The organism is Treponema sp. Marseille-Q4523, assembly GCF_016901105.1.
In the GTDB taxonomy this organism is placed as follows: domain Bacteria; phylum Spirochaetota; class Spirochaetia; order Treponematales; family Treponemataceae; genus Treponema_D.
In genome coordinates this window covers 15,434-31,066 of the sequence record NZ_JAFEVM010000034.1, presented here as the reverse complement: position 1 = coordinate 31,066, position 15,633 = coordinate 15,434, and the positions used below count along the sequence as shown (strand labels likewise).

The 15,633-nt window shown below is 51.5% G+C and carries 17 protein-coding genes; 10 read left to right on the top strand and 7 right to left on the bottom strand.

Features of this window, described 5'->3' with window-relative positions; translation table 11 throughout:
- Window positions 1-503: 503 nt before the first annotated feature.
- Together JSQ97_RS10365 and JSQ97_RS10360 are read right to left on the bottom strand one after the other, a co-directional pair.
- Entirely contained in the window at window positions 504-1,043 is a 540-nt protein-coding gene (locus JSQ97_RS10365; protein ID WP_205075992.1) for a hypothetical protein, read from the bottom strand.
- Window positions 1,044-1,123: 80 nt separating this feature from the next.
- A complete protein-coding gene (locus tag JSQ97_RS10360; protein WP_205075991.1) occupies window positions 1,124-1,570 on the bottom strand; it encodes a PTS sugar transporter subunit IIA in 447 nt (148 codons plus the stop codon).
- 178 nt (window positions 1,571-1,748) lie between these two features.
- Here JSQ97_RS10360 and JSQ97_RS10355 point away from each other — a divergent pair, with 178 nt between their 5' ends.
- Both JSQ97_RS10355 and JSQ97_RS10350 read left to right on the top strand, forming a co-directional pair.
- Window positions 1,749-2,150 (top strand): hypothetical protein, encoded by a 402-nt coding sequence (locus JSQ97_RS10355; RefSeq protein ID WP_205075990.1) that lies wholly within the window; start codon window positions 1,749-1,751, stop codon window positions 2,148-2,150.
- 4 nt (window positions 2,151-2,154) lie between these two features.
- Window positions 2,155-3,264 (top strand): radical SAM protein, encoded by a 1,110-nt coding sequence (locus tag JSQ97_RS10350; protein ID WP_205075989.1) that lies wholly within the window; start codon window positions 2,155-2,157, stop codon window positions 3,262-3,264.
- On the opposite strand, the gene JSQ97_RS13075 is transcribed toward JSQ97_RS10350, so the two are convergent.
- On the bottom strand, window positions 3,254-3,382 hold the full coding sequence (locus JSQ97_RS13075; protein ID WP_255519661.1) for a hypothetical protein: 129 nt from the start codon (window positions 3,380-3,382) through the stop codon (window positions 3,254-3,256). The genes JSQ97_RS10350 and JSQ97_RS13075 overlap by 11 nt on opposite strands.
- 207 nt (window positions 3,383-3,589) lie before the next feature.
- On the opposite strand from JSQ97_RS13075, the gene JSQ97_RS10345 reads away from it, so the two are divergent.
- The 4 genes from JSQ97_RS10345 to JSQ97_RS10330 all read left to right on the top strand — a co-directional run bounded on the left by JSQ97_RS10345 (window position 3,590) and on the right by JSQ97_RS10330 (window position 6,599).
- Window positions 3,590-4,612 (top strand): M23 family metallopeptidase, encoded by a 1,023-nt coding sequence (locus JSQ97_RS10345; RefSeq protein ID WP_205075988.1) that lies wholly within the window; start codon window positions 3,590-3,592, stop codon window positions 4,610-4,612.
- A gap of 3 nt (window positions 4,613-4,615) precedes the next feature.
- Complete coding sequence (locus tag JSQ97_RS10340) at window positions 4,616-5,029, top strand: bactofilin family protein (protein ID WP_205075987.1); 414 nt, start codon at window positions 4,616-4,618, stop codon at window positions 5,027-5,029.
- Complete coding sequence (locus tag JSQ97_RS10335; protein WP_205075986.1) at window positions 5,026-5,562, top strand: YaaR family protein; 537 nt, start codon at window positions 5,026-5,028, stop codon at window positions 5,560-5,562. Before JSQ97_RS10340 ends, JSQ97_RS10335 begins: the two co-directional genes overlap by 4 nt.
- A gap of 110 nt (window positions 5,563-5,672) precedes the next feature.
- Window positions 5,673-6,599, top strand: coding sequence for a PSP1 domain-containing protein (locus JSQ97_RS10330; RefSeq protein WP_205075985.1), 927 nt, complete (start codon window positions 5,673-5,675; stop codon window positions 6,597-6,599).
- 73 nt (window positions 6,600-6,672) lie between these two features.
- On the opposite strand, the gene JSQ97_RS10325 is transcribed toward JSQ97_RS10330, so the two are convergent.
- Window positions 6,673-7,404 carry a class I SAM-dependent methyltransferase gene (locus tag JSQ97_RS10325; RefSeq protein WP_205075984.1) on the bottom strand — a complete coding sequence of 244 codons (732 nt, stop codon included), beginning with the start codon at window positions 7,402-7,404 and terminating at the stop codon, window positions 6,673-6,675.
- A gap of 152 nt (window positions 7,405-7,556) precedes the next feature.
- Between JSQ97_RS10325 and JSQ97_RS10320 the strand changes: the two genes are divergently transcribed.
- From JSQ97_RS10320 to JSQ97_RS10305, 4 genes are all read left to right on the top strand, one after another.
- Complete coding sequence (locus JSQ97_RS10320; RefSeq protein WP_205075983.1) at window positions 7,557-9,242, top strand: GGDEF domain-containing phosphodiesterase; 1,686 nt, start codon at window positions 7,557-7,559, stop codon at window positions 9,240-9,242.
- A gap of 155 nt (window positions 9,243-9,397) precedes the next feature.
- Window positions 9,398-10,009: a phosphoribosyltransferase gene (locus JSQ97_RS10315; protein ID WP_187385232.1), complete on the top strand. Its 612-nt coding sequence runs from the start codon at window positions 9,398-9,400 to the stop codon at window positions 10,007-10,009.
- A gap of 18 nt (window positions 10,010-10,027) precedes the next feature.
- Window positions 10,028-12,115 (top strand): hypothetical protein, encoded by a 2,088-nt coding sequence (locus JSQ97_RS10310; protein ID WP_205075982.1) that lies wholly within the window; start codon window positions 10,028-10,030, stop codon window positions 12,113-12,115.
- Between the two features lie 38 nt (window positions 12,116-12,153).
- Window positions 12,154-12,765 carry a ribonuclease HII gene (locus JSQ97_RS10305; protein ID WP_205075993.1) on the top strand — a complete coding sequence of 204 codons (612 nt, stop codon included), beginning with the start codon at window positions 12,154-12,156 and terminating at the stop codon, window positions 12,763-12,765.
- Here the strand turns inward: JSQ97_RS10305 and sufU are convergent.
- The 3 genes from sufU to JSQ97_RS10290 form a co-directional block, all read right to left on the bottom strand.
- Window positions 12,762-13,259: a Fe-S cluster assembly sulfur transfer protein SufU gene (gene sufU / locus JSQ97_RS10300; protein ID WP_205075981.1), complete on the bottom strand. Its 498-nt coding sequence runs from the start codon at window positions 13,257-13,259 to the stop codon at window positions 12,762-12,764. The genes JSQ97_RS10305 and sufU overlap by 4 nt on opposite strands.
- An 82-nt stretch (window positions 13,260-13,341) precedes the next feature.
- Window positions 13,342-14,565: an aminotransferase class V-fold PLP-dependent enzyme gene (locus JSQ97_RS10295; RefSeq protein WP_205075980.1), complete on the bottom strand. Its 1,224-nt coding sequence runs from the start codon at window positions 14,563-14,565 to the stop codon at window positions 13,342-13,344.
- Entirely contained in the window at window positions 14,558-15,631 is a 1,074-nt protein-coding gene (locus JSQ97_RS10290) for a SufB/SufD family protein (protein WP_205075979.1), read from the bottom strand. The genes JSQ97_RS10295 and JSQ97_RS10290 overlap by 8 nt, the downstream gene beginning before the upstream one ends.
- Between the last annotated feature and the right edge of the window lie 2 nt (window positions 15,632-15,633).

The window sequence follows — 15,633 nt, the reverse complement described above, 5'->3', positions numbered from 1 at the left end:
GAAATAGCGCGTCTCGTTTAATATCGAGTTTTCTTGCAGAAAACTCGCTGATGTACTTGTGCGCTCCCGCACACGGCTGCGGCATTTTCGAAAATTGACATTTTCTGCAATGCCGCATTTTAAGGAAAGTTTAAACGAGACGCTGAAATAGCGCGTCTCGTTTAATATCGAGTTTTCTTGCAGAAAACTCGCTGATGTACTTGTGCGCTCCCGCACACGGCTGCGGCATTTTCGAAAATTGACATTTTCTGCAATGCCGCATTTTAAGGAAGATTTAAACGAAACGCCGAAATAGCGCGTCTCGTTTAATATCGAGTTTTCTTGCAGAAAACTCGCTGATGTACTTGTGAGCTTCCGCGCACGAATTGCACAGTTCCTAAATCTGAAGATTTACTCGCTGCATAATTTTAAGGCAGAATAAAAGTACAGTGAGCGACATATTCGATGTGTTTCCGGCGAAAGCTTACGTCTGCATGCGGCCGCCTTTCCGCCTCGGCGAAAGCTTACGATTGCCCGCGTCCGCTTTCGACGGCGTACGCGACGAAAGACGAGAGCGTATGCCGGTTTGAAAAATAGACGTAGTGCGCGTGCTTTGCGCTCATAGCCTCCGTAAACGTTGTCGCTTCGCTTTCCGTCAGTACATCGGGGAGTGCAAAACCGATGACGGCCGCGCAGTCTTTGATCCTCCGTGCCGTATGGCACATCGCTTGCGTTAACCGCCCCGCGTCGCAGTCCGAAATCGGCACGACGACAGCATACGCGCCGCACGCTTCGATACCTTTTAAAAACATGCGGAGAGCTGCAAGATACATTTCATCGTACGTATTTTCAGAAATTTCTGCGGCACGGTGCGGAACGTATACCGCGAGGATTTTACCCCTATCCTGCGAAAATCTTTGCGCTTCCGCTTCCGCACTTTCGGACGAAGCGCCTGAAAGGACGCTCGAGTCGAACGGGATCAAAGCGCCCGTATCGGCTTCCTCGCCCGTTTTGAGCGCATAGAGTTTTCCGTTTTTCGATTCGAAGCGCGCGTCGAGTTTCATGCCGTGAGTTTAAAATAAAAACGGTCTTCATGCAATACATAAAGACCGCCTTTGACCGTTTTGCAAAAAATACAAAAACGTTATTCGGTGAGGATTTTAATGACTTCCGCTTTGTCCTGCGTTTCGAGGATGAGCTGCCGCTTTTCCGGGCTCTTAAACAGAAGACTTACTTCCGCGAGAAACTGAAGATGCGGACCGGTTTTGTTTACCGGAGAAAGCGTCATGATAAAGATGCGGCACGGTTCCTGATCGAGAGAATCGAAATCGACGGGATTGTCGGAAATGCCGATGCACGCGACGAGGTCGCTCACCGTGTCCGTTTTTCCGTGAGGGATCGCGATGCCGTGCTTCATGCCGGTAGACATTTTGCGTTCTCGGTCGAGTACGCATTCGCGGGCGGCCGCTTTATCCGTAACTTTACCGGCCTTTACGAGCAATTCGAGCATCTCGTCGATGATCGCTTCCTTTGTCGTTCCCTTGAGATGGAGATCTACGGTATCGGTCGTTAAAACTGTTCTTAAGTCCATATCGACAGTGTATGACGAGATTGACTTCTTGTCAAGGAGAAAATCCGCTGTTATCGCACTCCGGGCGGCAACGAAGTTCTCGTCGAAAGCATAGACTCGTAAGCCGTTACATTAAAAACTCCCCGTGCATCCGTCGGGTAATTTACAAAAATCGGCATTCGCGGTATACCGTGAGTCTATGACCTGTACGGAAAAATTCCTGAGCGATATCATGCGTGCGGCCAAGCGCGAACGGGCGGAAAACGGCGCTCGTTATGACGCGAAAAAAACATGCGAAAAAATTGCGCGCTCCCTCGAAAATGCGATCCGCGGTCTCGGCGATCTTCCCCGCTCGGTCGGTGACTATTGGCTCGCCGAATATATCGATCCGTCATCCGAGGCGGAAAACGAGCCGACAAGGGAACACGCCGAAAAACTTGCCGCGATGCTTTCGTTTTTGCGCGGTGAGGACGACACGGCTTCGCTTTCGCCCGACGATTGGAAAAACCTTGCCTCTCTCGTGCAGGATGAAGCCGAAACGCTTCCGATAGAATCGCTTTCGTCACTCATGGCTTCTCTCGTCGAGCAAAAAGCGGTGTAGCCCTATGTCATTGCCTTTTCGGACGGAGCGGCTCGAAGATCCCGCTTTGCAGGGTTCCGCTCCGCTTCATTGCTCCGCTTCGCTCCGCAACGGCGTTCCGCCGCCCTTACAATCGGGCGTAGGCGCGTATGCTCCGTGCGTGCAGTGTCCCAGAAAATGCGCCGTCGACAGAAAAGCCGTACGCGGATTATGCGGAGAAGGAGATGCCCTCCGCATCGCGTCCGCGTGTCTGCACTTCGGCGAAGAGCCGCCTGTTACCGTGTTCGGCGGAAGCGGTACGATTTTTTTTACGGGCTGTACGCTCCGCTGCGCTTTTTGCCAAAATTATCAGATTTCGCAAAACGGCATGGGGCGCGCCGTCGATAAAATAGAATTTATTAAAATCTGCCGGACGCTCGAAGACGCGGGCGCTGAAAACATAAACCTCGTCACCGGAAGCCACGCGATCCCGCTCATCGCTTCGTATTTGAAAACTGCGCGCGAAGATGGCCTGTCGATTCCGTTTTGCTGGAATTCGTCGGCATACGAATCGGTCGAAACGCTCGAACTGCTCGAAGATCTCGTGTCCGTGTGGCTCCCCGATTTGAAAACGCTTTCGCCCGAACTTGCAAAGCATCTCTTCGGTGCGGAAAATTACCCCGAAGCTGCCGCTCGCGCCGTCCGATGGATGATCGAACGTTTTCCGCTTTCGCTTGCGCAAAAGACAAAAGACGGAAACGAAAAAGAAAAGATCGAGCGCGGCGTCATCGTGCGCCACCTCTTTTTGCCCGGACGCTTTTCCGAAACGGCGGATGTGCTTGCATGGCTCAAGCGTTATGCCGACGGCAAAGCGCTCGTTTCGCTCATGTCGCAGTACACGCCCGTACCCTTTGAAGAAAGCGAAAGCGTGCGTGCAAAGCGGCTGGACGCCCTGTCGGCGATCGAAAACCGTCTCGTGAGTCCGGCCGAAGATGCGGACATCCGCGACCTCATCGACGCTCACGGTTTCGAATACCTTTTTTATCAGGAACTTTCCGACGATACGAGCTGGCTCCCCGATTTCAATCGCACGCAGCCCTTTTCAAACGCGCTCGCAAAACCCGTGTGGCATTGGAAAACGGGTTTTACAGTGTAGCACGGGCAGCACTCACCGTTTTTTTCGTTTCGTCTATGCGGTAGAACACAAAATAATTTTTTACCGACAATTTTAAGTCTTCCGGCGCCGACGGCAGATATTCGATCGCGTATTTCATTCTGCGGTTATCTTTTGCAATTCTTTAAGAACTTCTTTAGAAGAAAAACGATTTCCGGTTAGATCGGCCTGCTTTTCCGCGTCCTGCAATTTGCACTGGAATTGGAGATTTTTACTATTTGACATACAGGCGCGGAATGTGCTACAATACACCGTTAAGACCGCGTTTCGGCAGCGGGGCTATTTCGGATAAAACAGGAGCGAGGTTGTGGCTCGGACGCAAAAATATAAAAAGTTTGAAAAAAAAGTTGCTTCGAAAACGAGCGGCGCGTTTTTTTCTTTTTTAGCTTACATAAAAAACGGAGCGCAGCGGATATTTAAAATCCTCGACGGCAAACTGACGATAATGATCGTTCCGCATTCGCAAAGCAAAGTTGTTAATTTTCAGACAAACGTTTTTGCGCTCGGTCTCGGCGTCGTGCTTGTTTTCGGCATAGTCGCGTCGTTTTTTTACTTTGACCGCAAAGCGATCGGCTCGAGCGCCGAAATATCGCGCCTTTCATCGCAGAACCGCTTGACGCAGGCGAGCCTCGACGAGCTCCGCGACGAAAATATGAATCTCATGCAGGCGGCAAAACGCTTTCAAACGTCCCTGTCCCAGTCGCTCGCGTTGCTCGGCATTACGGACAGTTCAAACGTCGCTCGCGCCTCGCTTTCGAACAGCGATCTTTCTTCTCTTTTCGGTACGCAGGAAACGGTAAGGGGTTCCATGCGCGAAACGGAAGACGTGAAGCAGCTTGCAACCTACCTCGAAAATGCGGTGCAGCCTGTCGAGCAGATCGGTAAAATGCTCGAAAATCAAAATACGCTCTTTACGGAGATACCGAGCATCTGGCCGCTGAAAAACGTGAACGCGCATATTTCCATGGCTTTCGGTCCGAACGTGCACCCGATTTCGGGGCAATGGTACATTCACAAGGGGATCGATTTTTCGACCTACCGTTCCGGCGATCCGGTCATCGCGACGGCGAGCGGACAAGTCGTTACGGTCGGCTACGATGCGAGTTACGGCAACTATATTATCATTAAACATAAGCACGGCATCTATACGCGTTTCGCGCACCTCATGTCTTCGCGCGTAACGAAGGGGCAGTTCGTTTCTCAGCGCGACGTCATCGGCTATGTCGGCAACACCGGCGTTACCACGGGACCGCATCTGCATTACGAAGTGCACATCGGTTCGGATGTCGTAGACCCTGCAAAATACATTAACGTAAAACTTTCGAATTGACTTATGGCGCTGCGTTCCGACGACTTTTCGATCAATACGGTTATCGGTGAAGGTTCTGCCGTTTCCGGTGATCTTCGGATAAACGGCTCCGTTCGCTTGGACGGCGACGTACGCGGCGATCTCGAAACCGACGGCAACGTGCAGATCGGCGAGCGTGCGCGGCTCTGCGGCAATCTTACGGCGAAGTCCGCGATCGTCGGAGGCATCGTGCTCGGCGACATCATCGCAAAGGAAAGCGTAACGCTGCTTTCATCGGCTGCCGTCATCGGCGACATCATTTCGCAAAAAGTCCGGATCGAAGAAAAGGTGATCTTTCACGGACACTGCATTTCCATCGAAGACGAAGCAAAATACCTTTCGGCATCGGAGCGGTATCTCGAAGCGAAAGCCATCCGTACGAAGGCGGCGTTTGCATGAACACGGTCGATCCGTTGGGGCAGGCGCTTTATTTTACTGCGCTGGCCTCGGCTTCGGGGGAAGCGGCGAAAGAAGCAAAAAAAGGGAAAAAAGCGGATACCCGACAAACGGCGGGGATCTTTTCCGCGATGCTGAAAAAAAACGAAGAAGCGAACGAACTTGCGTCGGCGGGGCTTCCGGCCGAAATCGCGGGGATGTCGGTCGAAGACGCCGTCGTTTTTTTGAAAGACCGCGTGACGACTGCCGGCGATAAGCTCATCGATTCGATGTCGGAAGATGCCTTTGTCGAATATCGGCGCGCGGTGAGCCGGCTTATGAAGTATGTTGTAAAGTACAGCTTCGAGATTGAAGAACTCAAAGGGCGGCGCAATCGGCGGACAAATAAAGAGCGGATATTCGTGCAAGTGCGGATCATCGACGAAAAGCTCAACAATCTTGCGGCGGAAATTCTTGCAAATCAAGCCGATAAATTTTTGCTTTTGAAACGCGTCGAAGAGATCCGCGGTTTGCTCGTAGACGTGTTTGCTTCTTGATGCTAAAATAAAAATTAACAAATTCGAAGAAACTTTCCGGAACTTGTAATTTTGTTCGGGTTTCCGATTATTAAAACCGAAAAACGCGCAGAGGCGCGTAAGAGGCGATGATGAGCGATATTTTTGAAAACGATATAGATGACGAGAGAGAAAATCTCGAAGCGCTTGAAGATACTGCGGACGAAAGCGATCAGGGAGATGCGGACTTTACGCCCGACGAACCGCTCTATCACTTAAAACTCGAATATTCGCGCGAAAGTATTTTTGCAACGGCGGGCGGGGTGCAAGGCATCGAAGCGGGGGTGCGCGTCATCGTGCCGACGCGGTACGGACACGATATCGCAGTCGTGCTCGGCGAAACGAAAAAGCCGCGCGGCGTGCGGCAGAGCGACATCGTCGACATAGACCGCATCGTATCGAAAGAAGATGCAAAGCGCGCGGAAGAACTGAAAGCAAAAGAAAGCGATGCGGTGAAAGTCTTTAAAGAAAAAGTCGCCTATCATCGTCTCGACATGAAATTGATTCAAGTGCATTTTCTCGTCGCCGAGCAAAAAGCGCTGTTTTTTTTCAGCTCGGATAACAGAGTCGATTTCCGCGAACTCGTCAAAGATTTGGTTTCCGTATTTAAAATGCGCATAGAACTCAGGCAAATCGGCGTGCGCGATGAAGCGCGCATCACCGGCGGACTCGGCGTTTGCGGCCGTTCCTACTGCTGTCATGCCGTTTCTGACAAGATCAAACCGGTGTCGATCCGCATGGCAAAGGATCAAAATCTTTCGCTCAATTCGATGAAAATTTCGGGGCAGTGCGGAAGGCTTTTGTGCTGTCTCTCGTACGAATTCGATTGGTACAGCGAAGCGCGGAAAAATCTGCCGTCGGAAGGCATTCACCTTTTTTACGACGGAACGAATTTTAAAATCACCGAAGTAAATCCGATCACGTCCACAGTAAAGATGCTCGGAGAAGACGGCCGCCTGCTCGAAGTGAACGCCAAGCGCTTTGCCAAAGATTCAGGCAGCCGCTGGCGCATCGGCTGACGCGCATAGTACCGATCGCCCGCGTCGGCAAAAGCCTATGTCGAATGCTGTATCGTGCGGATAAATGCAGCGCCTATCGTATGGTGCAGATGATATCTTCACTTTGTTCGGTGAACGCTTCCATCGCGTATGAACCGTAAAACGAAAAATCCGTAAAACCCGCTTCTTCTGCGAACGAAGCGATTTCGTCTTTTGAAAGAGGGTAGAACGCTTCGTTTTCCATGACCGGAAGAATTTTGCCGGCGCCCGTTTCGAGCGTTTGATTCATAAAAAAAGCTCCCTCTTTTCCCGGCGCAAGCGTCGATAAAAGTTTGACGCGGATGCTGCTGCGTGTACGGAGTTCCGTCCTTCCGCTTTGCAGCGCGCGCGAAAAATTATACAGATGGAGGATGAGTGTGCCGCCTTCTGAGAGCAGCCCTTTGCAGTCGAAAAAAAATTTACGCAGGAGCGTTTTATCTCTGACGAAGACGATACGGCTGTTCAGACACGAGATGACGTTATAGAAGTTTTTTCCGAGAAAGCGCGTCATATCGAGCGTTGAAAGCTGGAAAAAACGTATGGGCATGAGCTGCGTTCTTCGGCGCAGGGCGGCTATTTCGATGAGTTCTTTTGCAACTTCAAGACCCGTTACGTCCGCGCCGTTTTTGGCGAGCGCGTGCTCAAGTGCTCCGGTTCCGCATCCTATCTGCAAAAATCGTGCCGGAGACGGATAGGATTCTCTCATACGGCTGTAAAATTTTTTTTGTTCTTCTGCCACGGGATACAATTCGTCGTAATATTCGGCTACATTTTGTATAAAAGTCATACGCCCATTATAAACCATCCTGTCGGAAAAGCAAGAAAATATTTGGTGCAGAAAATATTCGGCTCGCACTTTGCGGGTGAAAAATAATGTGTACAATGCAATTGCAATATCGTATCGAGTATTGTATACTGTACTGCAGTGGAACGAGAAATTTGCAAAACAAAGTTGATTCGAGCATCGTAAAAAATATTATCTCGCTTCTTGAAACCTGTACCGAGTCGTTTGCATTCGTGTACGATATCGCAGCCGATACATTTTTTATTTCGGAGCGCACATTGGCTCATTACGATTTACCCGGCGTGCAATTCTCGGGCGCGGCGCGGACAATCATCACCTTTGTGCATGAGGACGAACGCGTCCGTTGTTCCGGCGATATCGAATCCATTATTTCAAATAAAAAAAACCGGATCAAAGCGACGTACCACATTCGCAACAGATACGGCGAATATGTTTCCGTTGAGATCCGCATGCTGCACTTGTCCGTTTCTTCACGCGATATCGTCGCCGGGTCCATTGATCCCGCAGAAAAGCATCCTTTCTTTGAAGACGAAAATCTCGGTTCGGAACGGGATGCTCAGTTCGATTTCGATACGGCGCGCATGGATGCGGGAGCGCTGAGCGGTTTTGCGATGCAGATCGAAGTCGACAATCTTATTTCGATAAGCGAGCGCGTGGGCTTTGAAGCCGGCAACGAAATATTGTCCATCGTCGCGGATGCATGCAAGCGGCAATGCGGAGACGACACGAAAGCTTATCTGTTTTCCGGTGGCAAATTTCTTTTGATAAATTTCAGCGGCGGAAGCGTGGACGAAATACGCCGCAGATACAGCGGCATAAAGCAAAGCATTCGGGATGCCGAATACGCGTCGGGCTATAAGCGCGTGTTTACCATTTCCGCAGGCGGTATCGCGTTTATCAACGATACGAGTACGCTTACGGAAATACTTGCAAAGCTCGTGTTTACCGTAGACTTCGCAAGAAAGGACGGCAAAGATATGCTCGAGCTGTTCAATGCCCGCGAATATGCAAACTATCTTCGCGCGCTCGAAATCGAAAGCGCGATGAGGGATTCCATAAAAAACAAGTTCGAAGGATTTACACTTTTGTTCCAGCCCATCGTAAATGCAAAGGCCGTAGGGAAGAGCAACAGTGAAAAATTGTCAAAAATCGTCGTCGGCGCGGAATCGCTTTTGAGATGGAAAAACGAACGCTTCGGCACGGTCGGCGCGGGAGAGTTCATCCCTATTCTTGAACGGAGCGGACTCATCGTGCCCGTCGGCCGTTGGGTATTGATAAAAGCGTTTGCCCAGTGTGCCGCGTGGAATACGCTCTTTCCCGAACTCTATGTGAGCGTCAATATTTCCTTTGTGCAGATTTTGCAGTCGAACCTCGTCAGCGAAGTGCAGATCGCGCTCGAGCGTACGAAAGTCAATCCGAAAAATATTGTTCTGGAAATAACCGAAAGCGGCAATATCGACGATGAAGAAATTCAATCGGTACTCGCCGAACTTTTGGCGCTCGGCGTAAAAATCGATATCGACGATTTCGGTACGGGATTTTCAAACCTGCGCTATCTGCAGGACATTCACGCGAATACGCTCAAGCTCGATTATACGTTTATTCAAAAAGCGCTCACGGGCGATATGAAAGATTTGAAGATAATCGAATTTATCGTCGGCATGGCGCACGCGCTCGGCATGACGGTGTGTATGGAAGGCATTGAATCATACGGCAACGTGGAAAAACTGCTGCCTTTCGGCCCCGATAAATTTCAAGGCTATCTGTTCAGCCGGCCTGTCGACGCGCGCACGTTCGCAAAGGAAAATCTCCATACATAACCCGGGCTGTGTCTCCGTGTGCGGCGCATTCGTATGATGCAGGGGATGTGCGGTCGTACGTCGCGCGAAAATATCACGTGTCCCCGATAGAGCGCGCAATGTGTGTTGAGCATTCCGACGATTACGATTATAATGACGCGAACGAGGTTATAGCGATGATAAAGGAATTTCTTCCGTTCGACGTTGTGCGAAACGATGCGCTTAAAATTGCGCATAAAATGTACTCCGACGGATTTGTGCCGGATGTGATCTATTGTTCGCTGCGCGGTGGAGCGTACATGGCGAACGTTATCAGCGAATATTACAAACTCGTGCGGAAGGATCATCATCCCGTTTTGTACGCATCGGTCGTCGCGAGGTCGTATACCGACGTTCAGCAGCACGAAAAAGTGTACGTCGACGGATGGACGTATGCACCCGAATATCTCCGTCCCGGCGATAAGATCATGCTCGTCGACGATATCTTCGATTCCGGCCGAACGATAAATTCGCTCGTCGAAATATTTTTGCAGAGAGGGGTACCCCGCAGCAATATAAAAATCGTCGTGCACGATTATAAGCGCTTTACCTATCACAAAGAACAGCAGTCCATTCAGCCCGACTATTGGTGCCGGCTTTTGGAAATCACAAAACCGGAAGACGACCGGTGGATTCACTATTTGAGCCATGAACTCGTCGGGCTTTCGAAAGATGAACTCGAAGAGTATTATTTTAAAGACGATCCCGAACTGCGTCCCGTGCTTGAACCGATTCTGGGGAAAGTCTGAATCTTCAGGAAAACCGCGATGAAAAAACGCGTATGCCTTATAGGACTTGCGGCTCTGGTTTTTGCAGCCGTTTCGGCGGATGTAAAAATTATTAATCCCGTAAAGGGCGTATGGGCAAACAAACAGCTGCTCATGCTTGAACTTTCCGAAGGCGAAAACGCGTATTATTCGCTCAACGGTTCCGATCCGCGCGAATCCGGTTTCGCCTACGACGGCCCGGTCATGCTCGATGTTTTAGGCGATGTCGAACTCCGCATCGCATCCGTCGATGCAAGCGGCGTCTTGAGCGAATACCGCGTTTCGTATACCGTCGCACCTGTCCCGTTTCCGACATCGCATTCGGCGAGTGCGATCGGAGACGCCGTCGCAAACGGTATTATCGGCTACACGGCGGGAGACGTGCTTTCCCTTCCTCCCGAACTCGATTACGCTCTCGGCGGCATATCCGAATTCTTTCAAGAGGGACGTTCGATTTCGTACGGCGCCGGCTGCATCCTCTCTCGTTGCATTCCGTGTGTGCTTACCGACGGTACGGCGAAGTGGCGTTTTATCATAAAAACAAAACCGGCTCTGTCCGGTTCCTTCGGCATGCGCGACGTGCCCTTTCAAATCACCGATTGGAATACATTGACTTTTACAAATGCCGCGCTCATTTACAGGGTCGACAACGCGTATTGGACGGGCGGAAAAGATCGCGTCACGCTTGATAGGACAGTCGCGCACACGATTTCGTGGCAAAGCGTCGCCGTCGCTCCCGGCAATCCCGTCAGCTCTTTTGTGCTTCCGCCGAAACCCCAAGCGGCCGCCGAACGCCGTGAAGACGGTTCGCTTGCCATTGCGCTGGACGGCGGAGCGGGTTTCCGATTCGGTATCGAACCCGAAAGAGGACAGGGAAAGGTGTTTTTCGAAACGGCGGACATCGATACGTTCTTCGGCGACGAAGTGTCGGGCGTCTTTACGGCAGGCATCTATTACGACGGGGTGTATCAGGGGACGATTTCCGTTCCGTACGCAGTCGACCGCCGCCCTCCTTCGGTTCCGGTTTTCATTTCGTCGGCAGAATCTTTTTATTCGAGAAAGGCGGTGAAGCTTTCTCTTTCGGGAGAGGAGAACTCCGATCTCTTTATCGCAGTGAGTGATCCGGTGACTCTTTCCGGAACGATGACAAAAAAAGATGCGGCATCCCTTATCGATGTCGTGCATGCGGATGCGTTCACTCCATTCGTTTGTCCGCTTACGCTCGATTCGCCGTCCGAAGATCCCGTCTATTATAAAATCTGCGCGTATGCTGCCGACCGAAGCGGCAACAAAAGCGCGTATACCCTATACCACGTCGTCGTTGATAAATACGACTATTATGTCGATGCGTCGGCCGATAAAGCGCGCGCGGACGGAACGCGGGACGATCCCTATGCTTCTCTTGCCGATTGCCTCGCCGCGATAGAAAAAAATCGATTTGCGAACATCACGATTTCGGGTGCGCTCGCTATGCCGAAAGGGGAGACGATCATCGCATCGAACTGTACGCTTCGCGGTGAAGGAGATGCGCGACTCGTGTTCGATACGGACTCATTTTTGACCGTGCGGAGCGCAAGCCTTGCACTTTTGGATATCATCGTCAGACGGGATGACGGCGACGCAAAGGGAAAAATCAATAATGCGCTCATACGCTTGGAACACTCGGTGCTCGTTTCGGAAAACTGTGAAATAGGGGCGACCTTTGTCGAAAGCGGCAGCGTCATAAGCGCGGATACGTCGGTCGTTTCGATAAGCGGCTGCGGCATTACCTCTTCTGCCGAGCGCTATTCGTCGTGTATATCGGCGGTCGGCTCCAAATTGAAAATAATCGATTCGCGCATTTCGACGATAGCGCAGACCGCGGTCAACTTTTCCGTGCAGGACGGCGAATTCGAATTGCGTTCGTCTTCGTGCCGCGTTACCGGAGGCTACGGCAGGGCGGTCGAACTTTTCGGTGGAAAAAGCAAAATCACCGGGAATTCCTTCGCTGCCGACCTGCGTCATTCGGGAACATCGCTCGATGCGGTCTATACCGATGCAAAAAATATTTCCCTCGAATACGACGGCAATACCGAAAGCGGCTATTAGGTGATGGGCGAATGCATGAGTTTTCCGACTGCTCGATAATGCCGGCGCTTTGTGCGGGTGATGCGTCGGCTCCTCTTTTGTGCGGACTCGACGAAGCGGGGAGGGGACCGCTTGCGGGGCCCGTCGTCGCTTCCGCGGTGATTTTGCCGAACGATTTTCCTCCGGCGATTTTAAACGATTCGAAAAGACTTTCCGTAAAAAAGCGGGAACTTGCCGAAAAAATTATTAAAGAAAAAGCCTGCTGGGGCATCGGCATCATCTCTCACACAGTCATCGACGAAATCAATATTCTCGAAGCGAGTCTCCTCGCGATGAAAAAAGCGTACGAAGCGCTTTCGATAAAATTCGACGCGTGGGCGGAGGGGGCAGGTGTTTCCGCAAAAACGATATGTGCCGTCGCCGACGGAACGTTTTGTCCCGATATCGGATGTGAGTGCCGATCGGAAGTGAAAGCGGATGCAAAATACGCTCCCGTCATGGCGGCGAGCATACTCGCAAAAACCTGCCGAGATGCGATCATGATCGAAATGGACAGGCGATATCCCGCTTACGGATACGCGCGGCACAAAGGCTATCCGACTGCGGAGCACAGGCGTATTTGCCGGGAGATCGGCCCCTCTCCGATTCAGCGATTGACCTTTCGGTATTAGCTTTTCGTGCACACGGCTTTTTGTGTGCAGTTGTCGCAGTGCGTCGCGCTGCCGCTTCCGACCGATTTGTTTTTGTCGAACATTTCCATCATCGTCCGCCAGCCGAGTACGGCGCATTTGACGCGCGCGGGCATTTTCGAAACGTCTTCGAGGGCGGCCGCTTCGTCGAGTTGTTCGATATCGGATGCGGCCGCATCGCCCTTTATCATGTTCATAAAGATGTCTGCAAGGTGCAACGCTTCGGTTTTATTTTTCCCGACGACGAGGTCGAGCATCATATCGACCGACGCCTGGGAGATGGCGCAGCCGCTTCCCGTAAAAGAGCCGTCGATGATCGTGCCGTCATCATCGATCTGCAAACTGAGCGTGATATTGTCTCCGCAACTCGGATTGACGCCGTTTAAAACGAGGGAGGGACGAGCCATCGGTTTTTTATGAGAGGGATTTAAATTGTGTTCGTTGAGGATTTCCCGATACAGTTCTTTCGTTTCCATAACAATGCCGTCCTTGTATTCGCGTTTATGCGCCGTCTCTTTCGTCCGAGCTTTTTTGCTTCGCATCCGAAAGCGTTTGCTGTCAGTCTTTAAAGCCCATCCACGATCGGATATTTTTTACTTTACTCAAAAAAACGTCGACTTCTTCTTCGGTGTTGTAAAAATAGACACTTGCCCGCGCCGTCGCGGGAACGCCGAGGTAGCTTCCGAGCGGCTGGGCGCAGTGGTGTCCCGCCCTGATCGCAATGCGCTCCGTGTCGAGTACGGTCGCGATGTCGTGCGGGTGCACTCCGTCTATCGTAAACGTAACGATGCCGCAGTGCCGGTTTCCGTCGGGGTTTCCGATAACGCTTACGTGCGGGATTTTTTTCATGCCTTCGATGAGGCGCGAGGCGAGTGAGTTGTCGTGCTTCGTTATGTGATCGAAGCCGATCGATTCGATGTATTTGACGGCGGCTTCAAGAGCGACCGCACCTCCTGCGTTTACCGTGCCCGCTTCGAATTTGGCAGGGAGTGGCGCCCATGTCGCCTCTTCCCGCGTAACGTATTCGATCATTTCACCGCCACGCAAAAAAGGCGGCATATTTTCAAGAAGCGATTTTTTTCCGTACAAAACACCGCATCCTGTGGGACCGGTGAGCTTATGGGCGCTGAACGCGTAAAAGTCGGCATCGAGGGATCGTACATCGGTTTTGATATGCGGCACGGCTTGTGCGCCGTCTACAACGACGACCGCTCCCGCTTTGTGCGCCGCCTTCGCGATTTTTTCGATATCGTTTGTGATGCCGAGCACATTGCTTACGTGCGCAACGGCCACGATCTTTGTGCGGCTTCCTATCTTTGCCGCAATCTCTTCGTCGGAAATGACGCCGCTTTCCCTATCGCATTCCAAATAGACGAGCTTTGCGCCCTTCGCTTTTGTCACCATCTGCCACGGAAGGATGTTCGAATGGTGTTCCATAATCGAAACGGCGATTTCGTCGCCCTCGCGTATATTCGTCATGCCGTAGGTATAAGCGATGAGGTTCAACGATTCGCTTGCGTTCCGCGTAAAAATCACTTCACAATCTTCTGCCGCGTTGATAAAACGGGCGACACTGTGCCGCGCATTTTCGTACGCTTCGGTTGCCCGTACGCTTAAATCGTAGAGGCCGCGCAGGGGATTCGCATTGTTTTCTTCGTAAAAATGCCTTATCGCATCGATGACTTGGTGCGGCCGCTGCGTCGTCGCCGCGTTGTCGAAATAGATTAAACCCTTATTTTTTTCATTCGAAAAAAACGGAAAGTCGTTTCGAAAATCATTCATGTGAAAATACCTCGTCCAAGTAAGCGTTGATTTTTTCAACCGTCGCTTCGTCGGGGATAAGAGCGGCGACGCGTGCGATTTTTGCGCGAGCCATGAGCATTTCCGCTTCCGATTTTGCGATGCCGCGCGACTGCATGTAAAAGAGCGTGTCGTCTCCGAGCTTTCCGATCGTCGAACCGTGTTCGCCTGCGATATCTTCTTCACCGCACAGGATGAGCGGGATCGATTTATTGACGACGGTCGGAGAAAGCAGCAGCACTTCTTCGTACTCGTTTCCCGCAGCACCGGCCGAGCCCTTTATAAAATCGATCGAGCCGCGGTAGGTTTTCGCGGCTTTGTCCTGCAGCGTTCCCCGGGCTGTCATTTGGCAGTCGGTCTTTTTTCCTCTGAGGCGCACGACGTAATTCAAATCGAGTTTTTGCTCTCCGCGGCAAAAGTACGCCGTGTCGGCTTTGAACGAGCCGCCGAAAGCCGGAAGCGTTCCCGCAGCTCCGGTATAGGTCTCTTTTCCGCCGAGGATCACGTGCGTCACTTCGACGCGGCCGCCTTCCGCGCAAGTTGTGCCGATATCGTCGGTCTGTACAAAACCTTTTCCCAAAAGCTGCACTTTTATCAAGTGAATGAACGCGTCCTTTCCCGCGTCGCATATCGTACGAAGAATTTGCGTACCCGATGAAGCTCGCGCCGATTCGTATCTCATGATAACCGTGATCTCCGCTCCTTCTTCGGCTTTGATGATGTGGAATGCCTCTGTCGCGCTTTTATCGCTCAAATCGAAATCGATACGGACGGGCTCTTTAGCACGGACGCCTTTTTTTACGGTGAGGAGCGAAGCGCTCGCATCTTTAAAAAAACGGTCGCCGAACGCTTTGCCGCAGCCCGTTTCGAGATCGCGATAGACATCAGCGTTTGCGTGCGGTTCGTATTCGACACCTTGGGGGAGGGCGCTTATACGGGGATCCCCGTTGTTTGAAATGCGCACATCGGCTGCAAACGGTGTCGAATTTATCTTCAGCCAATTCCACGTAAGCGTCGGTAAATTATTAATCGTTAATATTTCAGCCATAC

Coding starts and splice junctions, on each gene's coding strand:
- JSQ97_RS10365 (WP_205075992.1), bottom strand. CDS start 1,043: ATGAAACTCGACGCGCGCTTCGAATCGAAAAACGGAAAACTCTATGCG.
- JSQ97_RS10360 (WP_205075991.1), bottom strand. CDS start 1,570: ATGGACTTAAGAACAGTTTTAACGACCGATACCGTAGATCTCCATCTC.
- JSQ97_RS10355 (WP_205075990.1), top strand. CDS start 1,749: ATGACCTGTACGGAAAAATTCCTGAGCGATATCATGCGTGCGGCCAAG.
- JSQ97_RS10350 (WP_205075989.1), top strand. CDS start 2,155: ATGTCATTGCCTTTTCGGACGGAGCGGCTCGAAGATCCCGCTTTGCAG.
- JSQ97_RS13075 (WP_255519661.1), bottom strand. CDS start 3,382: ATGAAATACGCGATCGAATATCTGCCGTCGGCGCCGGAAGACTTAAAA.
- JSQ97_RS10340 (WP_205075987.1), top strand. CDS start 4,616: ATGGCGCTGCGTTCCGACGACTTTTCGATCAATACGGTTATCGGTGAA.
- JSQ97_RS10335 (WP_205075986.1), top strand. CDS start 5,026: ATGAACACGGTCGATCCGTTGGGGCAGGCGCTTTATTTTACTGCGCTG.
- JSQ97_RS10330 (WP_205075985.1), top strand. CDS start 5,673: ATGAGCGATATTTTTGAAAACGATATAGATGACGAGAGAGAAAATCTC.
- JSQ97_RS10325 (WP_205075984.1), bottom strand. CDS start 7,404: ATGACTTTTATACAAAATGTAGCCGAATATTACGACGAATTGTATCCC.
- JSQ97_RS10315 (WP_187385232.1), top strand. CDS start 9,398: ATGATAAAGGAATTTCTTCCGTTCGACGTTGTGCGAAACGATGCGCTT.
- JSQ97_RS10310 (WP_205075982.1), top strand. CDS start 10,028: ATGAAAAAACGCGTATGCCTTATAGGACTTGCGGCTCTGGTTTTTGCA.
- JSQ97_RS10305 (WP_205075993.1), top strand. CDS start 12,154: ATGCCGGCGCTTTGTGCGGGTGATGCGTCGGCTCCTCTTTTGTGCGGA.
- sufU (WP_205075981.1), bottom strand. CDS start 13,259: ATGGAAACGAAAGAACTGTATCGGGAAATCCTCAACGAACACAATTTA.
- JSQ97_RS10295 (WP_205075980.1), bottom strand. CDS start 14,565: ATGAATGATTTTCGAAACGACTTTCCGTTTTTTTCGAATGAAAAAAAT.
- JSQ97_RS10290 (WP_205075979.1), bottom strand. CDS start 15,631: ATGGCTGAAATATTAACGATTAATAATTTACCGACGCTTACGTGGAAT.